This window comes from Methylobacterium sp. J-067, from assembly GCF_022829465.1.
GTDB classification, from domain to species: domain Bacteria; phylum Pseudomonadota; class Alphaproteobacteria; order Rhizobiales; family Beijerinckiaceae; genus Methylobacterium; species Methylobacterium litchii.
The window spans coordinates 86,408-111,574 of sequence record NZ_JAKSXZ010000135.1 but is presented as its reverse complement, the minus strand read 5'-3'; the positions used below and the strand labels follow the sequence as shown (position 1 = coordinate 111,574).

The following is a 25,167-nucleotide window of genomic DNA, read 5'->3' as shown; positions in this document are numbered from 1 at the left end:
CAGGGTCTTCGAACGGGTCAGGCCCGGAGGATCGCCGGGGCGATCTCGGGCAGGGCGGCGGCGAGGAGGCGGGCGGCGCGAAGCACCTCGCCGGCCTCGGTGATGGAGCGGCGAGCCAGCGCCTGCGCGAGGCGCAGGGGGATCTGCCCGCAGAAGGCGGCGGCGGTCAGGCCGAGGGCGGCGAGCCGTCCGTGGTGCTTGGCGGCATAGAGGATCTCGCTGCGCAGGATGTAGAACAGGCGGCGCGCCTTGGCCTGCCGGGTGGTGCCCTGGCCGAGATGGCGGGCGGCGGGGCCGGCGAGGTGGCGCACGGCGTAGCCCGCCTGCCGCGCCCTCAGGCACAGGTCGACATCCTCGTAATAGACGAAGAAGCGCTCGTCGAAGCCGCCGAGCGCGGCGAACAGGTCGCGCCGGATCATCAGGAAGGCGCCCATCACCTGATCGACGGCGCGGTCCTGCCCGTGGTCCCAGTCGCGCAGGAAATGCGGGGGCACGAGGCCGATCCGGTCCAGGGCGAAGGCTCGGCCGAGCATCGCGAGCGGCCGGGGCGCGCGGGCGCAGGAGCGGGCATTCTGCCCGTCCGGTTCGACGAGCCGCGCGCCGACGATGCCCCATCCCGGCTCCCCGAGGAGCGCGGCGCGGGCGCGGGGCAGGGCGTCGGGCTCGACCCGCGCGTCGGGGTTCAGGAACAGGATCGCCGGGGCCGTGCCCGCCGCCGCGCCCTGGTTGCAGGCGCGGCCGAAGCCGAGATTGTCCGCGTTGCGGATCACCCGGAACGGGAAGGGCAGGGCAGGCAGGTGATCGAGGGAGGCGTCGGTGGAGGCGTTGTCCACCACGGTCACGGCGAGGCGGTCCGCCCCCTCCGAGGCGGCGAGCCCGGCGAGGCAATCGCGCAGCAGGGCGCCGCCGTTCCAGTTGACGATCACCACGTCGAGATCGCTCATCGCGGCAGATCCCGAGGGGGGCCAAGGCGGCCCATCAGCCCGTCCCGCGCCGCGCCCGCGAGGCGGCCGAGCACGGCGGGGCGCCAGCCGGAATCGGCCCAGTAGAGGAGGGCCTGGAGGGGCAGGTAGAGCCCCTGGGCGAGCTTCCACGAGAGCGGCAGGTGCGGCAGGCGCCACGCGTAGACGCTGTTCCTCAGATAGGTCGCCATGCGGAACAGGGGCTGGCGCGGCATCGTGAGACCCAGCCGCCGGATCGTCCCGCCGCCGACCCGGTGGGGCAGGCAGACGCTAGGGTCGCAATAGGTGCCGTGGCCGAGGCTCCAGGCGCGGAAGCACCATTCGAGCTCGACCCCGTCGATGAAGAAATCCGCCCGGAACGGGCCGGTGCGCGCGAAGGCCGCCAGGTCGAGGAGCGTGCCGGAGGTCGCGACGAACTGCACGGGGCTCAGGCCCGCCACGGCGGCCTCGCCGGCCCTCGCCGGGTAGGCGGGCGCCTTGTGGCCCGGCGCGGCCGAGGCGGCGGGGCCGATGACCGCCGGGGCGAGGCCCCGTGCCCGCAGGCGATCCCGCCCGGCGAGCAGCGCCCCCGGCAGGGAGGGGGCGGCGGCTGCGTCCTGATCGAGAAGGTAGAGGCATTCCCCCCCCGCCGCCTGGGCCGCCGCCGCGAGGCGGTTCAGGGCCTCCGCAATGCCGCGATTCGTGCCGTCGCCGAGGAGGGTGAAGCCCGCCCGCGCCAGCATGTCCCGCGTCTGCCCGTCGAGGGGGGAGTTGGCATAGGCGAGCCGCGCCCCGAGGCCGTCGGGCAGGCGCGAGGGCAGGGCCGCGACCTGGGCCGGTGTCGGGTGGAAGAGGGTGATCCCGGCGGCGATCCGCGCGAGCCCCGGCGCGGGGGCGGCGGTCGCCGTCTCCGGGTGCGGGGGCGGCATGGGCGGCTTCATCCGGACAAGCGATGTTCCAGGCTGGGCTGGTGACGATTCCAATGCGGTTTTCATGAGGCCGCCGCGAGGGCCACCCGTCTCGATCCATTTCGTGGGCAAAAGTCCCACGCCATGGGGCGTGTCTAGAGATCGAGGGGCGCGTTGTCGATGACCTCCTTCATCACGAAGAAGGTCCGCAGCTGTCGGACGCCCGGCAGGCCGAGCAGGGTCGTGCTGTGCAGGCGGTTGAAATCCGCCATGTCCGAGACCCGGATCTTGAGGAAGTAATCGAAGTCCCCGGCCACGAGGTGGCAATCGAGGACGGTGGGAATCCCGCGCACGGCGGCCTCGAAGGCGGAGAAGGCCTCCGGGGTCGAGCGGTCGAGCACCACGCCGACGATGACGAGGGTGCCGCGCCCCACCCGCGCAGGGTCGATGAGCGCCCGCACCACCCGCACCACGCCGCCGGCGAACAGCGCCTGGAGCCGGCGGTGGCAGGTGGCGGCGCTGGTGTTCACCCGCTTGGCGATCTCGGCATTGCCCATCCGCCCGTCGGATTGGAGCAGGCGCAGGATCCTGAGATCGGTGCGGTCGAGCGCAGGCGGATCGGTGGATTCTTTCATTTTGGGAGGCTGATGCGGAACGTTCGGAAGGGTCAAGGCAATTCGGGAAAACAGAAAGCACATTGGCGGGGGTAAAATCGAGAGCACCTTCCGTTCGGCGTTTGCTACCTTGGCCACGCGTCCAAGACCCGGAGACAGACCCGATGCTGGAAAAGTTCGAGCGCTATCCCCTCACCTTCGGCCCGACGCCGATCGAGCCGCTGAAGCGGCTCTCGGCCCATCTCGGGAACGAGGTCGAGATCTACGCCAAGCGCGAGGATTGCAATTCCGGCCTCGCCTATGGCGGCAACAAGCTGCGCAAGCTCGAATACATCGTGCCGGACGCCCTGAAGTCCGGCGCGGACACCCTGGTCTCCATCGGCGGCGTGCAGTCGAACCACACGCGGATGGTGGCGGCGGTGGCGGCCAAGCTCGGCCTCAAGTGCCGGCTGATCCAGGAAGCCTGGGTGCCGCACGAGGACGCCGTGTACGACCGCGTCGGCAACATCCTGCTCTCGCGCCTGATGGGCGCGCAGGCCCAACTCGTCGATGACGGGTTCGACATCGGCATCCGCGATTCGTGGAAGCGGGCGCTCGCCGAGGTCGAGGCCGAGGGCGGCAAGCCCTACGCGATCCCGGCCGGCGCCTCGGTGCACAAGTACGGCGGCCTCGGCTATGTCGGCTTCGCCGAGGAGGTCCGCGCCCAGGAGAAGGAGATGGGCGTGCGCTTCGACTACATCGTGGTCTGCACGGTGACGGGCTCGACCCATGCCGGCATGGTGGTCGGCTTCGGCGCGGATGGGCGTGCCCGCAACGTCATCGGCATCGACGCCTCCTGCACCCCGGCGCAGACCCGCGCCCAGGTGCTCGACATCGCCCGCAACACCGCCGAACTCATTGGCGCCGCCCGCGTCGAGGACGAGGACGTGGTCATCAAGGAAGACTACGCCTACCCGGTCTACGGCGTGCCCTCGAAGGAGACCGTGGAGGCGATCCGCCTCTCGGCCCGCCTCGAAGGCATGATCACCGACCCGGTCTACGAGGGGAAGTCGATGCAGGGCATGATCGACCTCATCCAGAAGGGCTTCTTCCCCAAGGGCTCCAAGGTGCTCTACGCCCATCTCGGCGGCGCCCCGGCGCTGAACGGCTACAGCTACACCTTCCGCAACGGCTGATTCCGGCGCATCCCGGCCTAGATCCCCCCTGTCGTCGGACGGGATCGGAAGGGCCGGGAATGCAAACACGCTGGCGGAGCGCCCTCGTCGTCGCCTGTGCCCTGGCCCTGCCGGGCCTCGCGCGGGGGGCCTCGGCCCCGGCGGTCGAAGGCCGGAACGGCATGGTCGTCTCGTCCCAGGCGCTGGCCTCGCAGGTCGGGGCGGACATCCTGGCGGCGGGGGGCAACGCCGTCGATGCGGCGGTGGCGGTGGCCTTCGCCGAGGCGGTGGTGAACCCCTGCTGCGGCAATCTCGGCGGCGGCGGCTTCCTGGTGCTGCACACGGCGGAAGGGCGCAGCCGCTTCGTCAACTTCCGCGAAAAGGCCCCCGGCGCCGCGAGCCGCGACATGTATCTCGGCGCGGACGGCAACCTCGTGCCGTTCTCGACCCTGCGCGGCTGGAAGGCGGCCGGCGTGCCGGGCACGGTGCTCGGCCTCACCACCGCGCTTGCCCGCTACGGCACGCTCCCCCTCGCGCGGATCATGGCCCCCGCCATCGCCCTGGCGAAGGACGGGTTCGTGCTGACACGCGGCGACACCGACATCCTCGAAACCGGCACGAAGAAGTTCGAACGCGACCCGACGGTGGCCAAGATCTTCCTGCGGCCGGACGGGACGCCGTTCCGGCCGGGGGACCGGCTCGTCCAGGCCGACCTCGGCAAGACCCTCCAGGCCATCGCCGAGGGCGGGCAGGCGGCCTTCTACCGGGGCGAGATTCCCCGCGCCGTCGAGGCGGCCTCGTCGGCGGGGGGCGGGATCCTCACCGCGCAGGATTTCGCGGACTACACGATCACCGACGACAGGCCGCTCTCGTGCACCTACCGGGGGGCGACGATCCTCTCGGCGCCGCCGCCCTCCTCGGGGGGGACGACGCTCTGCGAGACGCTGACGATCCTCGACGGCTACGACATCGCCGCCTCCGGCTTCAATTCGGCGCGGACCGTGCACCTGATGGTCGAGGCGATGCGGCGGGCCTATGCCGACCGCAACGCGACGCTCGGTGACCCCGCCTTCGTGGACAACCCCGTGGCGCGGCTGATCTCGCCCGACTACGCCCGCACCCTCCGGGAGGGGATCCGCCTCGACCGGGCGACGCCCTCGTCCGACATCCGCCCCGATCCGGCGCTGCAGCCGCCCCGCGAGCGGCCCGAGACGACGCATATCTCCGTCCTCGACCGGGCGGGCAACGCGGCCTCGCTGACCTACACGATCAACGGCTATTTCGGCTCCGGGGCGATGGCGCCGGGCACGGGCTTCTTCCTCAACAACGAGATGGACGACTTCACCACCAAGGTCGGGGTGCCGAACCTGTTCGGCCTCGTCCAGGGCAACGCCAACGCCATCGCGCCGGGCAAGCGCCCGCTCTCCTCCATGGCGCCGACCATCGTCCTGCGGGAGGGCAAGCCGGTGATGGTGGTGGGCTCGCCCGGCGGCTCGCGGATCATCACGATCAACGCGCAGGCGATCATGAACATGCTCGATTTCCGGATGCAGCCGCAGGAGGCGGTCGACGCCCCGCGCATCCATCACCAATGGCTGCCGAACACGGTCTACGCGGAGCCCTTCGCCCTCTCAGCCGACACCCTCGCGATCCTCAAGGGCATGGGCCACAGCGTGCAGGTGCAGGTGCCGTGGGGGGCGCAGGAACTCATCGCCACGAGCGGCGCGGTGCCGGCGGAGCCGAGCGCGCCATCCTCCGGCAACGACGCCTCGCGCACGCAATCCATGCGTCCGGGCCTGCTCTACGGCGCCAACGACAACCGCCGCCCGGCGGGGGCGGCGATCGGCGAGTGAGCCGGATTCAGTTGATGAGGCAGAAGCCCGCGCCCGTGCCGACCCGGCGCTCGGGCGGGCAGGAGGGCTTGGCCGGCGCGGCCTGGGCGGGCTGGACCGAGCCGGTCGTGCCGGGCTCGATGCCGCGCAGCCATGCGTCGAGGCGCGGACCCCGGGTCGAGACCACGCCCTCGGCGGTGCTCGCCAGGACCGGCGTCGCCAGCATGAGGCACGCGGTGGAGAATGCAGCGAGCCGCATCATCGAATCGTCCCCCTCTTCCAACCTCGCGCCACGGGCGGCGCGGGTGCGGGGAACACCATCGCGACCGCCCGTAAACGCTTCACTTAGAAGAAGAGTTAACGCCTGCGCATTCCCGCAGGAGTTGCGTTCTCAGTAGCCGTCGTAGAAGCCAGCGGGGCCGTAGCCGCCGCCGTCGATCCCGCGCGGATCGATGGCGACGGGGCGCCGGGCGGGCACGGCGTAGTAGACGGTGCGGGCGCCGGTCTGGTCGTCGTCGAACGATTCGACGCCGTATCCGGTGCCCCGGCCGCGCGCGACGGTGCGGGTGCGGGAGCCACCCTCGGCCATGGCGGCGCCCTCGCCCTCGATCCGTACCTGGGTATGGTTCATGCCCTGCGCCTTCACGAGGGTGAACAGGGTCGCGGCGTTGCGCACCGACAGGCGCACGCAGCCATGCGAGACCGCGCGGCCGAGGCTGCGGACGTGGTTCGTGCCGTGGATGGCGTGGCCCTGGTTCGTGAAGAACGTCGCGTAGGGCATCGGCGCGTCATCGAACTCCTTGGAGAAGTGCGTGCGCTCCATGCGGAACGGGCGGAAGCTCCCCGAGGGCGTGTCGTAGCCCGCCGCGCCGGTCGAGACCGGCCAGGAATAGCGCGGCGTGCCGTCGACGACGACGGACATGCGCTGGGCATCCTTGTCGACGGTGATGACCACGTCGGCGCGGGCTGGGGCGGCGCCGAGCGCGAGGAGGAGGCTGGTGAGGAGGGCGGCGGATCGGACGCGCATCGATGAATCCCTGACGCCACGTTGGCGGAAGACCGCGAGGCGTTCAGCCGAGCTACGCCTTTGGGGCTCTCCGGTTCCCGGTGCGCGTAGTAAGACTTCCGTGCGTTGTCGAGGGGCACGTAAGGGACCAAGGGTATGACCGGGAACGGGATTGAGACGGTGGACGCGGCGGAGATCCTGGCGACGCTCGTCGCCTTCGACACGGTGAGCGACCGCTCGAACCTTCCGCTGATCGACTGGATCGAGGAGTTCGCCCGGCGCCACGGGGCGGCGGTGACGCGGGTGTCCGACGAGACCGGTACCAAGGCGGGGCTGTGGATCGGCCTCGGTCCCCTGGACCGGCCGGGCTACGTGCTCTCGGGCCACAGCGACGTGGTGCCCGCCGACGGCCAGCCCTGGAGCTCGGACCCGTTCCGGCTGCGGGAGGAGGGCGGCCGGCTCTACGGGCGCGGCACCTCGGACATGAAGGGGTTCCTGGCCGTGTGCCTCGCCCTGCTGCCGGAGATGGCGGCCGAGCCCCTGGCCCTGCCGCTGCACATCGCGGTCTCCTACGACGAGGAGGTCGGCTGCCTCGGCGTGCGGCCGCTCATCGCCCGGATGGGCGACCTGTTCCCGAAGCCGCTCGGCTGCTTCGTGGGCGAGCCCACGGGGATGGAGGTCGTCCTCGGCCACAAGGGCAAGTCGGCGGCGCGGGTGACGTTCACCGGCCGCGCCTGCCATTCGGCCCTGGCGCCGCAGGGGGTGAACGCGGTGGAATACGCCGCGCGGTTCATCGAGCATGTCCGGCTGATGGCCGAGGGGCTGGCCCGCGAGGGCGCCCGCGACGGGCTCTACGACGTGCCCCACACCACCGCCCTGTCGAGCGTGGTGCGCGGCGGCTCGGCGCTCAACATCGTGCCCGATACGTGCAGCGTCGATTTCGAGGTGCGGGCCATCGGCGCCGACGATGCCGGCGCCCTCACGGCGGCGGCCGTCGCCTATGCCGAGGAGCAGCTCGTTCCCCTCATGCGCGCCGCCGACCCCGCCTGCGGGATCACGGTCGAGCCGCTCATCGCCTATCCCGGCCTCGACACCGCGCCGGAGGCGGAGATCGCGACGCTGGCCAAGCGTCTCGCCGGGCGGAACGCCCACGCCAAGGTCTCGTACGGGACGGAGGCCGGGCTGTTCGACGCCGCCGGGGTGCCGAGCGTGGTGATCGGCCCCGGCTCCATCGCCCGCGCCCACCGGGCGGACGAGTACGTCACCCGGGGCGAGCTCGACGCCTGCGCCGGCTTCCTCCGCCGCCTGATCGGTGAATGCCGCGGATAGGCGCCGCACCGGGGCTGGATTTCCCGGCCGGAACGGTGCGTTGTGCCCCTCGACCGTGACAGCCGGGACAGGCCGATGAAGCTCCTCTACTCCCCCGCCTCACCCTATGCCCGCAAGGTGCTGGTGCTGGCCCACGAAACCGGCCAGGCCGGCGCAATCGAGGTCGTGACCGCTGGCACGTCGCCCGTGGCCGGCGCGCCCGACGTCGCCCCCCACAACCCGCTGGGCAAGGTGCCGGCGCTGATCCTCGCGGACGGCACCTGCCTATTCGACAGCCGGGTGATCTGCGAATACCTCGACATGCGCTCCGAGGGCGCGCACCTCTTCCCCGAGGGTGCCGAGCGCTGGGACGCCCTGACCCGTCAGGCCCTGGCGGACGGGATGCTCGATGCGGCGCTCATCACCCGCTACGAGCGCGTGATGCGCCCCGAGCCTCTGCGCTGGCAGGATTGGGATGCCGGCCAGATCGCCAAGATCGTGGCGGGGCTCGACCGGATCGAGACTTTCGTCGCCGACATGCCGGTGCTCGACATCGGCACGGTCGCCATCGCCTGCGCCCTCGGCTACCTCGATTACCGCTTCCCCGACCTCGCGTGGCGCGACGGGCGCCCCGCGACGGCGGCGTGGTACGCCGTGTTCGAGGGCCGCCCGTCCATGACGGCGACGGTGCCGCCGCAGGGCTGAGGCTCAGCGCGGCGAGGCGATCTCGTACGGGTGCGAGGAGGCGAGCGGGTTGGCGAAGAAGTTCTCCACCGTGCTCGCCCCCGTTCCGAAGGTGATGAGCAGGAAGCCCCCGGCCAGCGCGAAGTTCTTTAGGAAGTCCCAGAACAGCTCCCGGCCCTTGCCGCCTGACCAGAAGTCGCCCGGCGCCCAGAACTGCTTCCACAGGAGGGCCGTGACGCCGCAATAGCCGGCCATCACGAAGGCGGCGGCGCGGTCGAACGCCCCCGTCAGGATGCAGGCCGACATGCCGATCTCGACGGTGAGCCCGAGGAGGATCAGCACCACGGCCGGGGCGGTGGCGTGTACCGCCTGCTTCGCCTGACCGACCGCGCCCCTGAAGTTCACGATCTTGTCGAGGGCGCTGAAGGGCAGGAACAGCAGGACGAGGAGCAGGCGGGTGCCGAAGGCGATGGCGAGGCTCAGGGCTGGCATCCGGTCGTGGGCTCCATGACGGCGTCGTGGGGGCAGGTGTGACAGGCGCCGCCGATTGCAAGGAAGACGGGCGCGCTGCCCCGAAAACGGGCTTGGGCGGATGGGGTCGCCTGCGCTAATGTCGCAGCGCCCATGACGACGATGCGGGAGAGACCGGGACGGCCCGACAGAGGCCGCCCGGCGCCGACGGAGCAACCGCCCCGGAAACTCTCAGGCACCAGAACCGTGTCGTCGGGGCAATCTGGAGAGCGGTGCGGCGGATTCGTCCGCTGGCACCCGCCGAAGGGGACGTCCGTGCTCACCGCCCTGCCAAGGCGGCGCCGGATCAAACTCTCAGGCACCGGGACAGATGGGGCGCGACCGGCCGGCTTCACTCGAATCCGGTCCCATGCGTCCAGATGGCCCGGAGTCCCAAACCCATGACCCATGTCGCCGTGATCGGCGCCGGCATCACCGGCGTGACGACAGCCTATGCCCTCGCCACGCGGGGGTATCGCGTCACCGTCCTCGACCGCAACCGCTACGCCGCGATGGAGACCTCCTTCGCCAATGGCGGACAGCTCTCGGCCTGCAATGCCGAGGTGTGGAACAAGGTCTCGACGGTGATCCAGGGCCTGCGCTGGATGACCCGCCGCGACGCGCCGCTGCTGATGAATCCGGCCCCGTCCTGGCACAAGCTGTCGTGGATGGCCGAGTTCGTCCGCGAGATCGCCCATTATCGGGCGAACACCGTCGAGACGGTGCGGCTCGCGATCAAGGCGCGGGAGGCCCTGTTCGCCATGGCCCGCGCCGAGGGGATCGACTTCGACCTGAAGACCCGCGGCATCCTGCATTTCTACCGGGACGAAGCGGCCTTCCGGAAGGCGGAGGGGGTGAACTCCCTGCTCCGCGAGGGCGGGCTGGAGCGCCACGCCGTCACGCCCGACGAGATCCGGGCCATCGAGCCGACGCTGGCGGGCACCTATTACGGCGGGTTCTTCACCCCCTCCGACGCCACGGGCGACATCCACAAGTTCACGCGGGGTCTCGCCGCCGCCTGCGCCCGCAGGGGCGTGCGCTTCGTCCACGACGCCGCCGTCGCCTCGGTCGCGCCGGGCGGGGAGGGGGGCCACGTCGTCGGCTGGCGGGAGGCCGGACGAGGCGAGGCCCGCGAGGAGAGTTTCGACGCGGTGGTGATCTGCGCCGGCACGGCGAGCCGCCATTTCGCGGCGATGCTGGGCGACCGGGTGAACATCTACCCCGTGAAGGGCTACTCGATCACCGTGAACCTCTACACGCCGGAGGCCCAGGCGGCGGCGCCGCAGGTGAGCATCCTCGACGAGGCCACAAAGATCGTCACCAGCCGGCTCGGCGAGGACCGCTTCCGCGTGGCCGGCACCGCCGAGTTCAACGGCTTCAACCGTGACATCCGCCACGACCGCATCCAGCCCCTGGTGGACTGGACCCGCGAGCAGTTCCCTGGCGTCGCCACCGACCGGGTGATCGCCTGGAGCGGCCTGCGGCCGATGCTGCCGAACATGCTGCCGAAGGTCGGGCGCGGGCGCCGGGCGGGGGTGTTCTACAACACCGGCCACGGCCATCTTGGCTGGACCCTCTCCGGCGCCACCGCCGAACTCGTGGCCGAGGCCATCGCGGCCGAGCACGCGCCCGGCACGGCGGGCCTGCGCCTCGCGGCGTGAGGCACCCCGCAGCGCGGTTTGAATTTTGAATAAAGTTCACGCCGCGCTACGATCATCGGAGAGAGGCTCGACCATGACGATGCCCGCCTATGTCGATCCCATCGACGGGACGACCTACCCCATCGACACGCCGCGCTGGCGCTCGGAAGTGGGGCGACCGCTGATGATCACCGACCTGCCCGGCATCGGGCGGGACGGGATCGACACCGCCGCGCGCTCGCTCTGGCGCTATGCCGGCGCCCTGCCGGTCGCGGTGGCCGATCCGATCAGCCTGGGCGAGGGCTGCACCCCCCTCGTCCGCCGGCCGTGGCGGGGCGGGCACGCGCATTTCAAGCTCGAATGGTTCGCCCCCTCCGGCAGCTTCAAGGACCGGGGCGCCTCGGTGATGCTCTCGATCCTGCGGCAGCAGGGGATCGACGCGGTGCTGGAGGATTCCTCCGGCAACGGCGGCGCGGCGGTGGCGACCTATGCGGCCGCCGCCGGGATGCGCGCCAAGATCCTGGTGCCGGCCTCGACCTCGCCGGCCAAGACCGTGCAGATGCGCGCGGCCGGCGCCGCCATCGAACTGATCCCCGGCACCCGGCAGGACACCGCCGACGCGGCCGTCGCCCAGGCCGAGTCGATCTTCTACGCCAGCCACAATTGGCAGGCGCATTTCCTTCAGGGCACCAAGACCCTGGCCTATGAGCTGTGGGAGGATCTGGGCTTCCGCACGCCGGATTGTGTCATCATCCCCTGCGGGGCGGGCAGCAACATCCTCGGCTGCGATATCGGCTTCCGCGAATTGCTGCGCCGGGGCGAGATCGACCGCCTGCCGCGCCTCTACGCGGTGCAGCCGGCCCATTGCGCGCCGCTCCATGCCGGCTTCGCGGCGGGAGCGGAGGACGCCCTGCCCATCGATCCGCACCCGACGCTCGCCGAGGGCGCCTCCATCGCCCGGCCGGTGCGCGGGCGGGAGGTGCTAGCGGCCCTGCGGCGCTCCGGCGGCGGCACCGTCGCGGTGTCCGAGGCGGCCATCGAGGCGGCGCTGCATGAACTGGCCCGCTCAGGCCTCTACGTCGAGCCGACCTGCGCCATGGCGGCGGCGGCGCTGAGCGACCTGACGAAACGCGGCGCCATCCGCGCCGACGAAACGAGCGTCGTCGTCCTCACCGGCACCGGCATCAAGGCCACGCCGCGCATCGCCGACCTGCTCGACGCCCGAGCCTGAGACACAACAACAAAGGAGGAACCCCATGGCCAACACGCTCCCCGCCGCCATCGGCATGCCGGTCGATGAGGTCGACACCCCCTGCCTCGTGGTCGATCTCGACGCCTTCGAGCGCAACGTGGAAAAGCTCGGCCGCTACATGAAGGAGAAGGGCCTGCGCCACCGGGCGCACGCCAAGACGCACAAGTCCTCCGACATCGCGATGATCCAGATGGAGCGGGGCGGGGCCTGCGGCGTGTGCTGTCAGAAGGTCAGCGAGGCCGAGGCCCTGGTGAGCGCGGGCATCCGCGACGTGCTGGTCTCGAACCAGGTCGTCGCGCCCAAGAAGATCGAGCGGCTGGCGGCGCTCGCCACCCGCGCCCGGGTGCTGGTCTGCGTGGACGACCTCGGCAACGTCGACGACCTCTCGGCGGCGGCGGTGAAGTACGGCGTCACCCTCGAATGCCTCGTGGAGATCGATGTCGGCGCGGGCCGCTGCGGCGTCGCGCCGGGCGAGCCGGCGGTCGCCATCGCCCGCCGCATCGCCGACCGGCCGGGCCTCTCCTTCGCCGGGCTCCAGGCCTACCAGGGCAAGGCCCAGCATGTCCGCGACCACAACGAGCGCCGGGACCTGATCCAGAAGGCCATCGACGACACGAAGCGCACCATCGATCTGCTGAAGGCCGAGGGCCTGTCCTGCGCCATCGTCGCGGGGGCGGGCACCGGCAGCTTCGAGATGGAGGGGGCGAGCGGCGTCTACAACGAGCTGCAATGCGGCTCCTACGTCTTCATGGACGCCGACTATCAGCGCGTCCGCGATGCCGGCGACAAGCCGATCTCGGAGTTCGAGAACAGCCTGTTCATCCTCACCTCGGTGATGAGCAAGGCGAAGCGGGACGTCGCGATCTGCGATGCCGGCCTCAAGGCGCAGAGCGTCGACAGCGGCATGCCGATCGTGTTCGGCCGCAGCGACGTCGAATACCTGAAGGCCTCCGACGAGCACGGGGTGATCGCCGATCCCGGCAACGTGCTCCGGCTCAACGACCGGCTGCGCCTGATCCCCGGCCATTGCGACCCCACCGTCAACGTCCACGACTGGCTGGTGGGCGTCCGCAACGGCCGCGTCGAGGCCCTGTGGCCGGTCACGGCGCGGGGGGCGCTCCTGTAGGGGCGGCACGCCGCGAACTTTTAGGGTGAATCGCCGGGGCGGCCGGCTTATGTACGCACTCCGTTCCCGAGAGCGCGCCGCCGGTCGCGGCGGTGTGCTCCCGGTCCCTTCCGCCCCCTGGGATGCCCCGCCGCAGCATGCTCGCGCAGCTCGCGATCCGCGACATCGTTCTGATCGACAAGCTCGAACTCAATTTCCGCGAAGGGCTCAGCGTCCTCACGGGTGAGACGGGCGCGGGGAAGTCGATCCTGCTCGACGCCTTCGCCCTGGCCCTTGGTGGCCGCGGCGACGGCCGCCTCGTGCGCTCCGGCGAATCGCAGGGCGGCGTGACGGCGGTGTTCGACGTGCCCCTCGACCACCCGGCGAGGCGCATTGCCGCCGAGGCCGAACTCGACACCGAGGGCGACCTGATCCTGCGCCGCACGCAGATGGCGGACGGGCGCACCCGCGCCTTCGTCAACGATCAGGCGGTGGGCGTGCAGGTGCTGCGGGCCATCGGCGCAGCCCTGGTGGAGATCCACGGCCAGCACGACGACCGGGCGCTGGCCGATCCCGCCTCGCACCGGGCGATCCTCGACGCCTTCGGCGGGCTCCAGCCGCAGGCGGCCAAGGTCGGCACCGCCGCCCGCGCCCTGCGCGCCGCCCGCACCGCCTTCAGCGAGCACAAGGAGCGAGTCGAGACCGCCCGGCGCGAGGCCGACTTCCTCCGGCACGCCGTCGAGGAACTCGGCGAACTGAACCCGTTGCCGGGGGAGGAGGCGAGCCTCGCCGAGCGTCGCACGGTGATGCAGCAATCGGAAAAGATCGCCCGCGAACTCAACGAGGCCCTGGACGCGGCGGGCGGGCCGCATTCGGGCGTGCCGCACCTCTCGGCCGCCCTGCGCAAGCTGGAACGCCGGGCGGCGCTGCTGCCGGCCCTGGTCGAGCCCTGCGTCAACGCCCTCGACGCGGCCCTCGTCGCCCTCGACGAGGCGCGGGCCGCCATCGAGAACGCGGTGGCGGAGGCGGAATTCGATCCGCGCGAACTGGAACGCGTCGAGGAACGGCTGTTCGCCCTGCGCGCCGCGGCGCGGAAGTACAACGTTGCCGCCGACGACCTTGCCGACCTCGCCGGGCGCTTCGCCGCCGACGTCGCCGCCATCGACGCGGGCGAGGCCGAACTCGCCACCCTGGAAGCCGCGCAGGGAAAGGCGGAGGCCGCCTATGCCGCCGCCGCCGAGGCCCTGAGCGCCGGCCGCAAGAAGGCAGCCCGCAAGCTCGACGCGGCGGTGCAGGCCGAGCTGCCGCCCCTGAAGCTGGAACGCGCCCGGTTCATCACCGAGATCGCGACCGACCCCGCCTCCCGCGACGCCGCCGGCATCGACCGGGTGGAGTTCTGGGCGCAGACCAACCCCGGCACGAAGCCCGGCCCGATGATGCGCGTCGCCTCGGGGGGCGAGCTGTCCCGCTTCATGCTGGCCCTGAAGGTAGTGCTCGCCGACAAGGGCTCGGCCCCGACCCTGATCTTCGACGAGATCGACACGGGGGTCGGCGGCGCGGTGGCCGACGCCATCGGCCTGCGCCTCTCGCGCCTCGCCGACACGGTGCAGGTCATCGCCGTCACCCACGCGCCGCAGGTCGCCGCGCGGGCAGCCACGCACCTCCTGATCGCCAAGGCGCCGGTGAAGGGCGCGGGGCGGGTGGCGACCCGCGTCTCGACCCTGCCGGTGGAGGACCGCCGCGAGGAAATCGCCCGGATGCTCGCCGGCGCCACGGTGACGGACGAGGCCCGCGCCGCCGCCGCCCGATTGTTACTGGGTGTCTGAATTGGACAGTATTGTCGCAGATTCCCCCGCAAGCTTAACGATAGGTTGACGGTAACCCGCAGTTAACCAAGTTAGTGGAGGGTCACCGTCGCTCGTCCCGTCATCGTCGGTCGAGCCGGTTTTCGGTATCGGAGAGGACCATGAGCCGGACTGCTGCCGTGGCAGGAACACGCATCGCGTCTGTGAAGCCGGAGAATGGCGTCGATACCGGCCATCTCGGCCAGAGCCTGCGCCGCGTCTACGAAGACAGTATCGACACGCAGCCGATCCCCGATTCGCAGATCGACCTGCTCCTGCGCCTGCGCCACAAGGAGCGCGACCGCCGTCAGGCCCTCTGACGCGCGCTCACCACCGCCGGGCGCCGGGCTGGCGTCCGTATTCCGCCGCCCTGATCCGTGTGAGCACCCGGTCCAGGCTGAGGAGCAGCTCCGCCTCCTCGCGCGCGGCCGCGCCGGCCTCGGCTTCGTCCCGCGCCACCCGTTGCCGCGTCTGGCAAAGGGACAGCGCCCGCTCCAGCGCCTCGCGCTCCTCGTGAAGCTCACGCCAGGCCGCGTCCGGATCGTCGCCCTCCCTCGCAGGCCCTGTCACCACGTCCACGATTCCTTCGGCCCCATCGCCCGGTGCCTCCGGGCAACGGGTCGATGCGACACCAACGCAGTCGGCCGCCATCCCGTGCCATCGCCTCGAAAGGAGGCCTGCGGGGCTCCATTGCTGGATTGTGTCGGAGGCGGATCGAATCGAAAAATCAGGTTCTTACCGCAGCGCGAAAGGCTGCGCGGGCCGGGGTTGTCATAGCCCTGTCATACGACCGTCGTACCGCCCCGAGCGCCGGCCGGACCCTTCCGTGCCCCTTGGATCTGCGCCGTATCGCCCCAGGGTTGGCGGCGCAGCCGACCGAGACGGAGACACCCTTGAGACCCTTCGCTTACGCGCTCGCCCTCGGCCTAGCGACGGCCCAGCTCGCCTCCGCGGCTCTCGCCGCCGACATCACGGGAGCGGGGGCCACCTTCCCCTTCCCGGTCTATTCCAAGTGGGCGGAAGCCTACCGCAAGGACACCGGCACGGGCCTGAACTACCAGTCGATCGGCTCCGGCGGCGGCATCAAGCAGATCCAGGCCAAGACCGTCGATTTCGGCGCCACCGACGCCCCCCTGAAGGGTGAGCAGCTCGCCAAGGACGGCCTCATCCAGTTCCCGACCGTGATGGGCGGCGTCGTCACCGTGGTGAACATCCCCGGCATCGAGGCCGGCAAGCTGAAGCTGACCGGCGAACTCATCGCCGACATCTACGCCGGCAAGATCGCCAAGTGGTCGGACCCGCGCATCGCCAAGCTGAACGAGGGCGTGAAGCTCCCCGACGCGAACGTCACGCCGGTCTACCGGTCCGACGCCTCGGGCACGACGAACATCTTCACGACCTACCTCTCCCAGGCCTCCGAGGCGTGGAAGAAGGAATACGGCGCCGCCACCACGATCTCCTGGCCCGTGGGCCAGGGCGGCAAGGGCAACGAGGGCGTGACCGCCACCGTGAAGCAGGTCCCGAACTCGATCGGCTACGTCGAGTCGGCCTACGCCAAGCAGAACAAGCTGGCCTACACGCTCATCCAGAACAAGGACGGCAAGTTCCCCGAGCCGACCGACAAGGCGTTCCAGGCGGCTGCCGCCAGCGCCGACTGGAAGGCCGCTCCGGGTTTCGGCATCTCGCTCACCAACCAGGCGGGTGCGGATGCGTGGCCGATCACCGCCGCGACCTTCATCCTCGTCTACAAGGAGCCGGCCGATCCGGCGAAGGCCGCCGACGTGCTGAAGTTCTTCGACTGGTCGTACAAGAACGGCGACAAGCTCGCCTCGGACCTCGACTACGTCCCGCTGCCGGACAACGTCGTCGCCCTAATCCACGACGAGTGGAAGACCATCAAGGGCAAGGACGGCAAGCCCGTCTTCGGCATGTGATCCTGGACATGTGATCCCGCGCGGGGAGGGGGCTTCGGGCCCCCTCCCTCGCATCGCGGGTGCCGCCACGATAGAAGTCCGTCCATTCCAGAGAATCGCGGATGCCCGCCTTGTCGCAGTCCATCGCCATCGCCGAGACGCGCTCCACCCCGCGCCGGGGTCCGAGCCGTGGACTCGATGCGGTGTTCCGTACCTGCTCCTACGCCGCCGCCCTGCTCGTGCTGCTGGTGCTCGCCGGCATCCTCGGCTCGATCCTCTACGGCGGCTGGCCCGTCTTCCGCGAATTCGGCTTCGGCTTCCTCACCTCCAGCGCCTGGAACATCGGCACCGAGCAATACGGCGCCCTGGTCGCGGTGATCGGCACCCTCGCCTCGGCGGTGATCGCGCTGCTGATCGGCGTGCCGGTCTCGCTGGGCATCGCGATCTTCCTGACGCAGCTCTGCCCCGGCTGGGCGCGCAAGCCCGTCGCCATGACGATCGAATTGCTCGCCGCCGTGCCGAGCATCATCTACGGCATGTGGGGCCTGTTCATCTTCGCCCCGATCTTCGCGCGCTTCGTGCAGATCCCCCTCTCGAACCTCGTCGAGGGGCTCCCGGTGGTCGGTACGCTGCTCTATGCGCGGGTGCCCTCGGGCGTCGGCATCTTCACCGCCGGCATCATCCTGGCGATCATGATCGTGCCGTTCATCGCCTCGATCGCCCGGGACATGCTGGACCAGATCCCCACGGTCCTGCGCGAGAGCGCCTACGGCATCGGCTGCACCACCTGGGAGGTGGTGCGCCACGTCCTCGTGCCGCAGGCCGCCGTGTCGATCATCGGCGCGATCATGCTGGGCCTCGGCCGGGCGCTGGGCGAGACGATGGCGGTGACCTTCGTGGTCGGCAACGCCAACCGGCTCTCGGCCTCGATCTTCGACCCGTCCTCGACCATCGCGTCGCGGATCGCCAACGAGTTCAACGAGGCGGACGGCCTGCAACTGAACGCCCTGATGGCGCTCGGCTGCATCCTCTTCGTCATCACCTTCATCGTGCTGATCGTCGCGCGGCTGCTGACCCGCCGCGTCCGGGCCGCCTGAGGAGCCGATCCCGATGGATGCCACGAATCCCCTGGTGACGACCCCGTCCCCCCTCCGCGCCAGCCGCGTCCGCCCCGGCCGCCGGGTGGCGGACCGGGCCCTGCGCATCTCCTGCCTCGTCGCGACGGTGGTCGGCGCGGTGGTGCTCGGCTCGATCCTCCTGATGCTCATCGTCGAGGGCATCCGGGGCCTCAGCCCGACCCTGTTCACCCAGCCGACCCCCGGCCCCGGCTCGGAAGGCGGCGGCATCGCCAACGCCATCCTCGGCAGCCTCGTGCTGACGACGATCGGCATCGTCGTGGCCACCCCGGTCGGCGTGATGGCGGGCACCTACCTCGCCGAATACGGGCGGGGCTCGAAGCTCGCGGACATCATCCGCTTCCTCAACGACGTGCTGCTCTCGGCGCCATCCATCCTGATCGGCCTGTTCGTCTACACCCTGATGGTGCGGCCGATGGGGACCTATTCCGGCTGGGCCGGCGGCGTCGCCCTGGCGATCATCGCCGTGCCGGTGATCGTGCGCACCACGGAGGACATGCTGCGCCTCGTGCCCGGCACCCTGCGCGAGGCCGGCGCGGCGCTGGGCGCCCCGCCCTCCAAGGTCATCACCTCGGTGACGTGGCGGGCCGCCTCCTCCGGCATCGTGACGGGCATCATCCTGGCGCTGGCCCGCATCGCGGGCGAGACCGCGCCGCTGCTCTTCACCGCGCTCAACAACAATTCCTGGTTCTCCCCCAACCTGATGGGCGGCGTCGCGAACCTTCCGGTGATGATCTACCAGTTCGCCCTCTCGCCCTATCCGAACTGGCAGGGGCTCGCCTGGGCCGGCGCCCTGCTGATCACCACGACCATCCTGGCCCTGTCGATCATCGCCCGCTTGGTGATCAAGCCGCAGAACGCCCGCTGAGGGCGTGACGTCCGAACCCATCACGAGGACATGACGATGAACGCCGCCTCCGCGCTGCCGACCGGGGACCTCAGCCGTGGCAACGCCGCCACCGACCGGGCCATCCGCATCGCCGTCAAGAACCTCAACTTCTATTACGGGTCGTTCCACGGCCTGAAGAACGTCAACCTGAACTTCTACGACCGGAAGGTCACGGCGCTGATCGGCCCCTCGGGCTGCGGGAAATCGACCCTGCTGCGCTGCTTCAACCGCATCTACAGCCTCTACCCGGAGCAGCGCGCCGAGGGTGAGATCCTCCTCGACGGGCGCAACGTCCTCGATTCGAACGTGGACCTGAACGAGTTGCGCTCGCGCATCGGCATGGTGTTCCAGAAGCCGACGCCGTTCCCGATGTCGATCTACGACAACGTCGCCTTCGGTCTGCGCCTCTACGAGAAGTTGCCCAAGGCCGACCTCGACGTCCGCGTCGAGGAATCGCTGCGCAAGTCCGCCCTGTGGGACGAGGTGAAGGACAAGCTCAAGCAGGCCGGCACCGGCCTCTCCGGCGGCCAGCAGCAGCGCCTGTGCATCGCCCGCACCGTGGCCCAGAAGCCGGAGGTGATCCTGTTCGACGAGCCGACCTCGGCCCTCGACCCGATCTCCACGGGCCGCATCGAGGAGCTGATGGAGCAGCTGCGCGATGAGTTCACCATCGTGATCGTCACGCACAACATGCAGCAGGCCGCCCGCATCTCGCAGTACACGGCGTTCATGTATCTCGGCGAGCTGGTCGAGTTCGGCCAGACCGACAAGATCTTCATGAACCCGAACGAGCGTAAGACGCAGGACTACATCACCGGCCGCTTCGGCTGAGCCACCGACTCCGAACCGTAGAGGTCTCGCCATGCCCGGCCACATCGTCACGTCCTACGACACGGACTTGGAAGACCTGCGCCGCTCGATCTCCGAGATGGGCGGCGTCGCGGAGAAGATGACCGGCGAGGCGACCCTCGCCCTCGCCCGGCAGGACGAGGCCCTGGCCCAGACCGTCATCATCGCCGACAAGCGCCTCGATACGCTCCAGCGGGAGATCGAGGAGAAGGCCGTCCTGCTCATCGCCCGGCGCCAGCCGCTGGCGGTGGACCTGCGCGAGACCATCTCGGCGATCCGCGTCTCGGGCGACCTCGAGCGGATCGGCGACCTCGCCAAGAACGTCGCCAAGCGCGTCACGGCCATCGCCGACCAAGCGCCCGCGCAGAAGATCGTGCTGGGCGTGCGCCACATGAGCGACCTCGCCGAGGGGCAACTCAAGGACGTGCTCGACGCCTATGCCAGCCGTGACACCAAGGCGGCGCATGACGTGTGGGAGCGCGACGGCGAAATCGACGCCCTCTACAATTCCCTGTTCCGCGAACTCCTGACCTACATGATGGAAGACCCGCGCAACATCTCGTTCTGCACACACCTGCTGTTTTGCGCCAAGAACGTCGAGCGGATCGGCGACCACACCACCAACATCGCCGAGACGATCCATTACCTCGCCACCGGCGAGATCTTCATGGGCGACCGGCCGAAGAACGACGCCTCCAACTACGCGACCGTCACCCCCGGCGCGTGAACCATCGCCGTCATCGCCTCCCCGGCGGTGACGGCTTCGGCGTATCAGCGTTGCCCGCCACCCTCGGTCGAACCCGGCCGGGGGGAACGGGCGTGGAATGGACTCCCGAGCATGCGTGTCCTGATCGTCGAGGACGAAGAGGCGCTCACCACCCTCCTGCGGTACAACCTCGAAGCGGAGGGTTTCAGCGTCGATGCCGCCGCGCGCGGGGACGACGCGGAACTGCTCCTCGCCGAGCGCACCCCGGACCTCGTCCTCCTCGACTGGATGCTGCCCGGCCTGTCCGGCATCGAACTGTGCCGCCGCATCCGCGCCCGGCGCGAGACCGAGCGTATGCCGGTGATCATGCTCACCGCCCGGGGCGAGGAGGGCGACCGCGTGCGCGGCCTCGGCACGGGGGCGGACGATTACATCGTCAAGCCGTTCTCCGTGCCGGAACTCCTCGCCCGCGTCCGGGCGCTGCTGCGCCGGGCCAAGCCCGCCCATGTGGCCGACCGGCTGGCGGCGGGGGACATCGAGCTGGACCGCACCGGCCACCGCGTCCGGCGCGGCGGCCAGGAGCTTCATCTCGGGCCGACCGAGTTCCGCCTGCTGGAATTCCTGATGCTCAGCCCCGGCCGGGTCTTCTCCCGCGAGCAATTGCTCGACGGGGTCTGGGGGCACGATGTCTACATCGACGAGCGCACCGTGGACGTGCATGTCGGCCGGCTGCGCAAGGCGCTGAACGGCCCGCGCCAGGCCGATCCGATCCGCACCGTGCGCGGCTCGGGCTACGCCTTCGACGAGACCTTCTCGCTCGAGCCGTGAGGCGTCAGCGCGCCTCGGCCGTGCGGTCGGGGATCGCGGCCAGCGCCTCCAGCACCGTGCCCTCGGTGAGGATCTGCGGCAGGATCGTGGGGTCGCCACCGCCCGTGTAGAGCAGGTAGAGCGGCACGCCGCTGCGGCCGTGTCGCTCCAGCAGGCGGGTGATCTCGGGGTTCTGGTTGGTCCAGTCGCCCTTCAGGTAGGTCACGCCCTTCGCCCGCATCGCCGCCTGCACGGACGGCCGCGACAGCGAGGTGGTCTCGTTGACGGCGCAGGTGATGCACCACGCCGCCGTCAGGTTCACGAAGACCGGCCGGCGCGCATCCCGCAGGGTGTCGAGGCGGGCTTGGCTGTAGGGCTCGGTGCCCTCGGCGGCGGCCTGCGCCGCCGGCACCGCCCGCTGCTGGGAGAGCCCGAAGCCGAGCGTCACCACGGCGATGATCGCGAGACCCGCGAGGCCCTGGAAGATCCGCTCCCCGAGGGCCGTCGCGCCCCGGCTGCGCTCCCAGGCCCAGGCGGCGAAGCCCACCAGCACCACGCCGATCAGAGCCGCGAACAGCCCCCGCGCATCGACCTGCTGTGCCAGCACCCAGATCAGCCACGCCGCCGTGGCGTAGACCGGGAAGGCGAGGGCCTGCTTCAGCGTCTCCATCCACGCGCCCGGGCGCGGCAGCACCCGCACGGCGCCGGGCCACAGGGTGAGGGCCAGGAAGGGCAGGGAGAGGCCGAGGCCCAGGGCCGCGAAGACGGCGAGCGCCACGGCGGGGCCCTGCGTCAGGGCAAAGCCCACCGCCGCGCCCATGAACGGCGCGGTGCAGGGGGTGGCGACAAGGGTCGCGAGCACGCCGGTGAAGAACGAGCCCGGCAGCCCCGCCCGCCGCGCGAGCCCGTCGCCGAGGCCGGTGAAGCGTCCGCCGAGGCTGAACACCCCCGACAGGCTCAGGCCCACCGCGACGAGGAGATAGGCGAGCCCCGCCACGACCGGCGGCGATTGCAACTGGAAGCCCCAGCCGAGGCTCGCCCCGCCGCCCTTCAGGCCGATCAGCAGCCCGGCGAGGGCGAGGAAGCTCGCCAGCACGCCGGCCGTGTAGGCGAGGCCGTGCAGGCGCACGCGGGTGCGGTTCTCACCCGATTGGCGCACGAGGCCGAGCACCTTGATCGAGAGGACGGGGAAGACGCAGGGCATCAGGTTGAGGATCAGCCCCCCGAGCAGGGCGAGGCCGATGGCCGCGAGGAGGGTCGGCTGGTCCGCCGCCGGGACGGGCAGGGCGCCGGCTGCCGCCGGGGGGGCGACGGCGGCGGAGGGCACCTGCGCCGGCTCGTCGCCATAGGCGAAGGCGAGGCGGACAACGCCGTTGCCGGTGTCCTCCTCCACCGTCAGCACGCCGGGCAGGGAGAGGGGGAAGGTCTTGTCGTCGCCCCGTGTGAGGCTGAGGTGCAGGCCCTGGTCGTCGACGCTGAGAGTTTGCTCGGCGGCGTTGTCGAGGGCGGTCTCGCCATAGGGGAAATAGGCGGCCGACTTGATCGAATCCGCCCGCAGGCCGCTCGTGGCGAAGTCCAGGCGGATGCGGTCGCCCTCGCGGGACAGGCGCATCGGCCAGACCGGGGCGACGGGGAGCGCCGCGCGCGCGCGGGTGAACAGGGCGGCGTTGGCGGGGTCCGGCGTCGGCTTGCCCACGGGGAGGGTCAGGGCGAGGTCGGCCGCGCCCGGCACGCATTCGGTCTCGCAGACGAGGTAGGTGAGCTTGCCCGCGATCCGCACCGGCTCGGCCGGGTCGAGGCTCGGCGGCGGCGTGACGGGGACGAGGAGCGTCACCTCGTCCTCGTAGCCGTAGTTCATCAGCGTCGCGATGGGGATGCGGTGCGGCGCCGGCCAGCGGATCGCCCCCGTGCCGAAGCCGGCGGGCAGCGTCCACGTCACCTCCGGCGGCAGGCCGGAATCGCCGGGGTTGCGCCAGTAGACGTGCCAGCCGCGCTTAAGCTTCATGTGCACGGCGAGGGTGAAGGGCGTGCCCCCCGCCACCGCCGAAGGCTCGGCCACGAGGCTCGCCCGCACGAGGTCCGCCGGGGCGCGGAACCCCTGCGCCAGGGCGGGGCCGCAGGCGAGGCAGGCGAGGATCAGGAGCAGGCGGGCGATCATGCGGGACTCTTCGCGCCGGACGGCGGGAGGTTTCTCGGCCTCCGCACCGGCTTAATTGGGGCAGGGGCGGGCCTTACGCCCCGAGGGGTTCCGTCGCGGCCTCCAGCCAGCCCCGCGTCGGCGCGTCGAGGAGCGGCGACAGCGCCTCGCGCACGCGGGCATGGTAGGCGTCGATCCAGGCGCGCTCGCCCGGTTCCAGCAGGGACGCGTCGATGAGGCGCCGGTCGTAGGGGGCGAGGGTCAGGGTCTCGAAGCCGAGCACCGGCCGCTCGCTGCCCGGCACCTCGCGGGGCTCCACGAGGACGAGGTTCTCGATGCGGATGCCGTAGCGCCCGGCGGCGTAATAGCCCGGCTCGTTCGAGAGGATCATGCCGGGCTCGAGGGCCACGGTGCCAGTCTTGGCGATGCGCTGCGGCCCCTCATGCACCGAAAGGAAGGCGCCGACCCCGTGGCCAGTGCCGTGGTCGAAATCGAGCCCGGCCCGCCACAGGGGCAGGCGGGCGAAGCCGTCGATCTGCGCGCCGTTCGTGCCCTTGGGGAACACGGCGCGGGAGATCGCGACGTGGCCCTGCAGCACCCGCGTGTAGCGGTCGCGCATCTCCGCCGTGGGCTCACCGATGGCGAGCGTGCGGGTGATGTCGGTGGTGCCGTCGGGGTATTGCGCGCCGGAATCCACGAGGAACAATTCGCCCGGACGGACCGCCCGGTTGGTCTCCCGCGTCACCCGGTAATGGACGATGGCGCCGTTCGCGCCGGAGCCGGAGATGGTCGGAAAGGAGACGTCGCGCAGGTCGCCGCCCTCGGCGCGGAAATTTTCCAGCGCCTCGACGGCGGTGATCTCGGTGAGGTCGCCCCGCGCCGCCGCGCCGTCGAGCCACGCCAGGAAGCGCACCACGCTCGCGCCGTCGCGGCGGTGGGCCTCGCGGGTGCCGGCGATCTCGGCCGCGTTCTTCACCGCCTTCATCGCGGTGATCGGGTCCTTCCCGACATCGACCGTGCCGCCGGCCGATTCCACGCGCTCCTTGAGGGCGACGGCGCCCGTCGCCCCGTCGAGGCGCACGCGGGCCCCGGACAGGGCGGCGATGCCCTCGTCGAGGTCGAGGCGCGCGCCGATTTCCGCGATGGGGTCGAGCGCCGCGCGCAACGCCGGGTCGATGTCGCCGGAGACGAGGTAGAGCCGCGCCCGGCCCTCGCGGGGCAGGATCGCGTAGCCGAGCGCCAGAGGCGTGTGGCCGACATCGCTGCCGCGCAGGTTGAACGCCCAGGCGAGGTTGTGCGGGTCCGAGATCACCAGGGCATCGCAGGAATCGGCGACCAGCGCCGCGCGCACCCGGGCGAGCTTGTCCTCGGCCCCCTCGCCCGCGAGGGATTCGGGCTGCGCCACGACCTGGCCGGAGGGGGGCTTCGGTCGCCCGGCCCAGCAGGAATCGACCGGGTTCTCCGGCAGCGCCCGGAGCGAGCCGCCGGCCTTGGCCACCGCCCGTTCGAGCCGCGCGATCCCGTCCGGCGTGTGCAGCCAGGGATCGTAGCCGAGCACCCGGTCGCGGCCGAGATGCTCGCCGATCCAGGCCTCCGCGCTGGTCTCGGCCAGGGGCACCACGCTCACCACGCCGGTATCGACCTGCGCGGGCGCCTGCAGGGTGTAGCGGCCGTCCACGACCAGGGCGGCGGCGTCGGTGAGAATCACGGCGGTGCCGGCCGAGCCGGTGAAGCCGGTGAGCCAAGCCAGCCGCTCCGCGTCGGCGGGGACGTATTCCGACTGGTGCTCGTCGGCGCGGGGCACCACGAACCCGTCGACGCCCGCCTCGCGGAGCGCCGCGCGCAGGGCCGCGATCCGTTCCGGCCCCTTACGGTGGCCGGGATCGTCGAAGGTCTGGAAGCGGCGGCGGGGCTCGGTCATGCGCGGAGCCT

General features: G+C 71.1%; 24 protein-coding genes and 2 riboswitches. Of the genes, 15 read left to right on the top strand and 9 right to left on the bottom strand.

All coding sequences use genetic code 11. From position 1 onward, the window contains the following. Positions 1–17: 17 nt before the first annotated feature. The 3 genes from MKK52_RS20385 to MKK52_RS20375 form a co-directional block, all read right to left on the bottom strand. Positions 18–944 carry a glycosyltransferase family 2 protein gene (locus MKK52_RS20385; RefSeq protein WP_243956941.1) on the bottom strand — a complete coding sequence of 309 codons (927 nt, stop codon included), beginning with the start codon at positions 942–944 and terminating at the stop codon, positions 18–20. Then, a complete protein-coding gene (locus tag MKK52_RS20380; protein ID WP_243956940.1) occupies positions 941–1,870 on the bottom strand; it encodes a glycosyltransferase family 2 protein in 930 nt (309 codons plus the stop codon). Before MKK52_RS20380 ends, MKK52_RS20385 begins: the two co-directional genes overlap by 4 nt. Positions 1,871–2,004: 134 nt before the next feature. Then, on the bottom strand, positions 2,005–2,484 hold the full coding sequence (locus tag MKK52_RS20375) for an Lrp/AsnC family transcriptional regulator (RefSeq protein WP_243956938.1): 480 nt from the start codon (positions 2,482–2,484) through the stop codon (positions 2,005–2,007). A gap of 143 nt (positions 2,485–2,627) precedes the next feature. Between MKK52_RS20375 and MKK52_RS20370 the strand changes: the two genes are divergently transcribed. Beyond that, positions 2,628–3,638 (top strand): 1-aminocyclopropane-1-carboxylate deaminase, encoded by a 1,011-nt coding sequence (locus tag MKK52_RS20370; RefSeq protein WP_243956936.1) that lies wholly within the window; start codon positions 2,628–2,630, stop codon positions 3,636–3,638. Positions 3,639–3,697: 59 nt separating this feature from the next. Further along, positions 3,698–5,470, top strand: a complete 1,773-nt coding sequence (gene ggt, locus MKK52_RS20365) for a gamma-glutamyltransferase (RefSeq protein WP_243956934.1) — start codon at positions 3,698–3,700, stop codon at positions 5,468–5,470. Between the two features lie 7 nt (positions 5,471–5,477). Here ggt and MKK52_RS20360 read toward each other — a convergent pair whose 3' ends face one another. Both MKK52_RS20360 and MKK52_RS20355 read right to left on the bottom strand, forming a co-directional pair. Further along, the gene (locus tag MKK52_RS20360) at positions 5,478–5,711 is read right to left on the bottom strand and encodes a hypothetical protein (RefSeq protein ID WP_243956932.1); all 234 of its coding nucleotides are present in this window, start codon (positions 5,709–5,711) and stop codon (positions 5,478–5,480) included. Positions 5,712–5,840: 129 nt separating this feature from the next. Beyond that, a complete protein-coding gene (locus MKK52_RS20355) occupies positions 5,841–6,476 on the bottom strand; it encodes a L,D-transpeptidase (RefSeq protein ID WP_243956930.1) in 636 nt (211 codons plus the stop codon). 135 nt (positions 6,477–6,611) lie between these two features. Between MKK52_RS20355 and argE the strand changes: the two genes are divergently transcribed. Continuing rightward, positions 6,612–7,784, top strand: coding sequence for an acetylornithine deacetylase (gene argE, locus MKK52_RS20350; RefSeq protein ID WP_243956929.1), 1,173 nt, complete (start codon positions 6,612–6,614; stop codon positions 7,782–7,784). A 75-nt stretch (positions 7,785–7,859) separates the two neighbouring features. After that, entirely contained in the window at positions 7,860–8,468 is a 609-nt protein-coding gene (locus MKK52_RS20345; protein ID WP_243956927.1) for a glutathione S-transferase, read from the top strand. 3 nt (positions 8,469–8,471) lie between these two features. Here MKK52_RS20345 and MKK52_RS20340 read toward each other — a convergent pair whose 3' ends face one another. Continuing rightward, entirely contained in the window at positions 8,472–8,939 is a 468-nt protein-coding gene (locus tag MKK52_RS20340) for a DoxX family membrane protein (RefSeq protein ID WP_243956925.1), read from the bottom strand. A gap of 134 nt (positions 8,940–9,073) precedes the next feature. Further along, positions 9,074–9,175, top strand: a riboswitch (glycine riboswitch). Position 9,176: 1 nt separating this feature from the next. Continuing rightward, positions 9,177–9,292: riboswitch (glycine riboswitch) on the top strand. 66 nt (positions 9,293–9,358) lie between these two features. Here MKK52_RS20340 and MKK52_RS20335 point away from each other — a divergent pair. The 5 genes from MKK52_RS20335 to MKK52_RS20315 all read left to right on the top strand — a co-directional run bounded on the left by MKK52_RS20335 (position 9,359) and on the right by MKK52_RS20315 (position 15,118). Next, positions 9,359–10,618, top strand: coding sequence for a D-amino acid dehydrogenase (locus MKK52_RS20335; RefSeq protein ID WP_243956917.1), 1,260 nt, complete (start codon positions 9,359–9,361; stop codon positions 10,616–10,618). Positions 10,619–10,697: 79 nt separating this feature from the next. After that, positions 10,698–11,828 (top strand): threonine synthase, encoded by a 1,131-nt coding sequence (locus MKK52_RS20330; protein ID WP_243957066.1) that lies wholly within the window; start codon positions 10,698–10,700, stop codon positions 11,826–11,828. Positions 11,829–11,853: 25 nt separating this feature from the next. After that, entirely contained in the window at positions 11,854–12,975 is a 1,122-nt protein-coding gene (locus tag MKK52_RS20325; protein ID WP_243956915.1) for a DSD1 family PLP-dependent enzyme, read from the top strand. A 137-nt stretch (positions 12,976–13,112) separates the two neighbouring features. Beyond that, positions 13,113–14,780 (top strand): DNA repair protein RecN, encoded by a 1,668-nt coding sequence (recN, locus tag MKK52_RS20320; RefSeq protein ID WP_243956913.1) that lies wholly within the window; start codon positions 13,113–13,115, stop codon positions 14,778–14,780. A gap of 140 nt (positions 14,781–14,920) precedes the next feature. Next, positions 14,921–15,118, top strand: coding sequence for a hypothetical protein (locus MKK52_RS20315; RefSeq protein ID WP_243956911.1), 198 nt, complete (start codon positions 14,921–14,923; stop codon positions 15,116–15,118). Positions 15,119–15,125: 7 nt separating this feature from the next. Here the strand turns inward: MKK52_RS20315 and MKK52_RS20310 are convergent, their stop codons facing one another. Beyond that, positions 15,126–15,377 (bottom strand): hypothetical protein, encoded by a 252-nt coding sequence (locus tag MKK52_RS20310; protein ID WP_243956909.1) that lies wholly within the window; start codon positions 15,375–15,377, stop codon positions 15,126–15,128. A 314-nt stretch (positions 15,378–15,691) separates the two neighbouring features. On the opposite strand from MKK52_RS20310, the gene pstS reads away from it, so the two are divergent. The 6 genes from pstS to phoB all read left to right on the top strand — a co-directional run bounded on the left by pstS (position 15,692) and on the right by phoB (position 21,119). Continuing rightward, positions 15,692–16,732 carry a phosphate ABC transporter substrate-binding protein PstS gene (pstS, locus tag MKK52_RS20305; RefSeq protein WP_243956907.1) on the top strand — a complete coding sequence of 347 codons (1,041 nt, stop codon included), beginning with the start codon at positions 15,692–15,694 and terminating at the stop codon, positions 16,730–16,732. Between the two features lie 101 nt (positions 16,733–16,833). Then, positions 16,834–17,808 (top strand): phosphate ABC transporter permease subunit PstC, encoded by a 975-nt coding sequence (pstC, locus tag MKK52_RS20300; RefSeq protein ID WP_243956905.1) that lies wholly within the window; start codon positions 16,834–16,836, stop codon positions 17,806–17,808. Positions 17,809–17,821: 13 nt separating this feature from the next. Beyond that, a complete protein-coding gene (pstA, locus tag MKK52_RS20295) occupies positions 17,822–18,715 on the top strand; it encodes a phosphate ABC transporter permease PstA (RefSeq protein ID WP_243956903.1) in 894 nt (297 codons plus the stop codon). A gap of 36 nt (positions 18,716–18,751) precedes the next feature. After that, on the top strand, positions 18,752–19,567 hold the full coding sequence (pstB, locus tag MKK52_RS20290) for a phosphate ABC transporter ATP-binding protein PstB (protein WP_243956901.1): 816 nt from the start codon (positions 18,752–18,754) through the stop codon (positions 19,565–19,567). A gap of 31 nt (positions 19,568–19,598) precedes the next feature. Further along, positions 19,599–20,312, top strand: a complete 714-nt coding sequence (gene phoU, locus MKK52_RS20285; protein ID WP_243956899.1) for a phosphate signaling complex protein PhoU — start codon at positions 19,599–19,601, stop codon at positions 20,310–20,312. A 111-nt stretch (positions 20,313–20,423) separates the two neighbouring features. After that, complete coding sequence (gene phoB / locus MKK52_RS20280; RefSeq protein WP_243956897.1) at positions 20,424–21,119, top strand: phosphate regulon transcriptional regulator PhoB; 696 nt, start codon at positions 20,424–20,426, stop codon at positions 21,117–21,119. Positions 21,120–21,123: 4 nt separating this feature from the next. On the opposite strand, the gene MKK52_RS20275 is transcribed toward phoB, so the two are convergent. After that, positions 21,124–23,256, bottom strand: coding sequence for a protein-disulfide reductase DsbD family protein (locus MKK52_RS20275; protein WP_243956889.1), 2,133 nt, complete (start codon positions 23,254–23,256; stop codon positions 21,124–21,126). A gap of 73 nt (positions 23,257–23,329) precedes the next feature. Next, positions 23,330–25,156 (bottom strand): aminopeptidase P family protein, encoded by a 1,827-nt coding sequence (locus MKK52_RS20270; RefSeq protein ID WP_243956887.1) that lies wholly within the window; start codon positions 25,154–25,156, stop codon positions 23,330–23,332. Positions 25,157–25,167 lie beyond the last annotated feature (11 nt).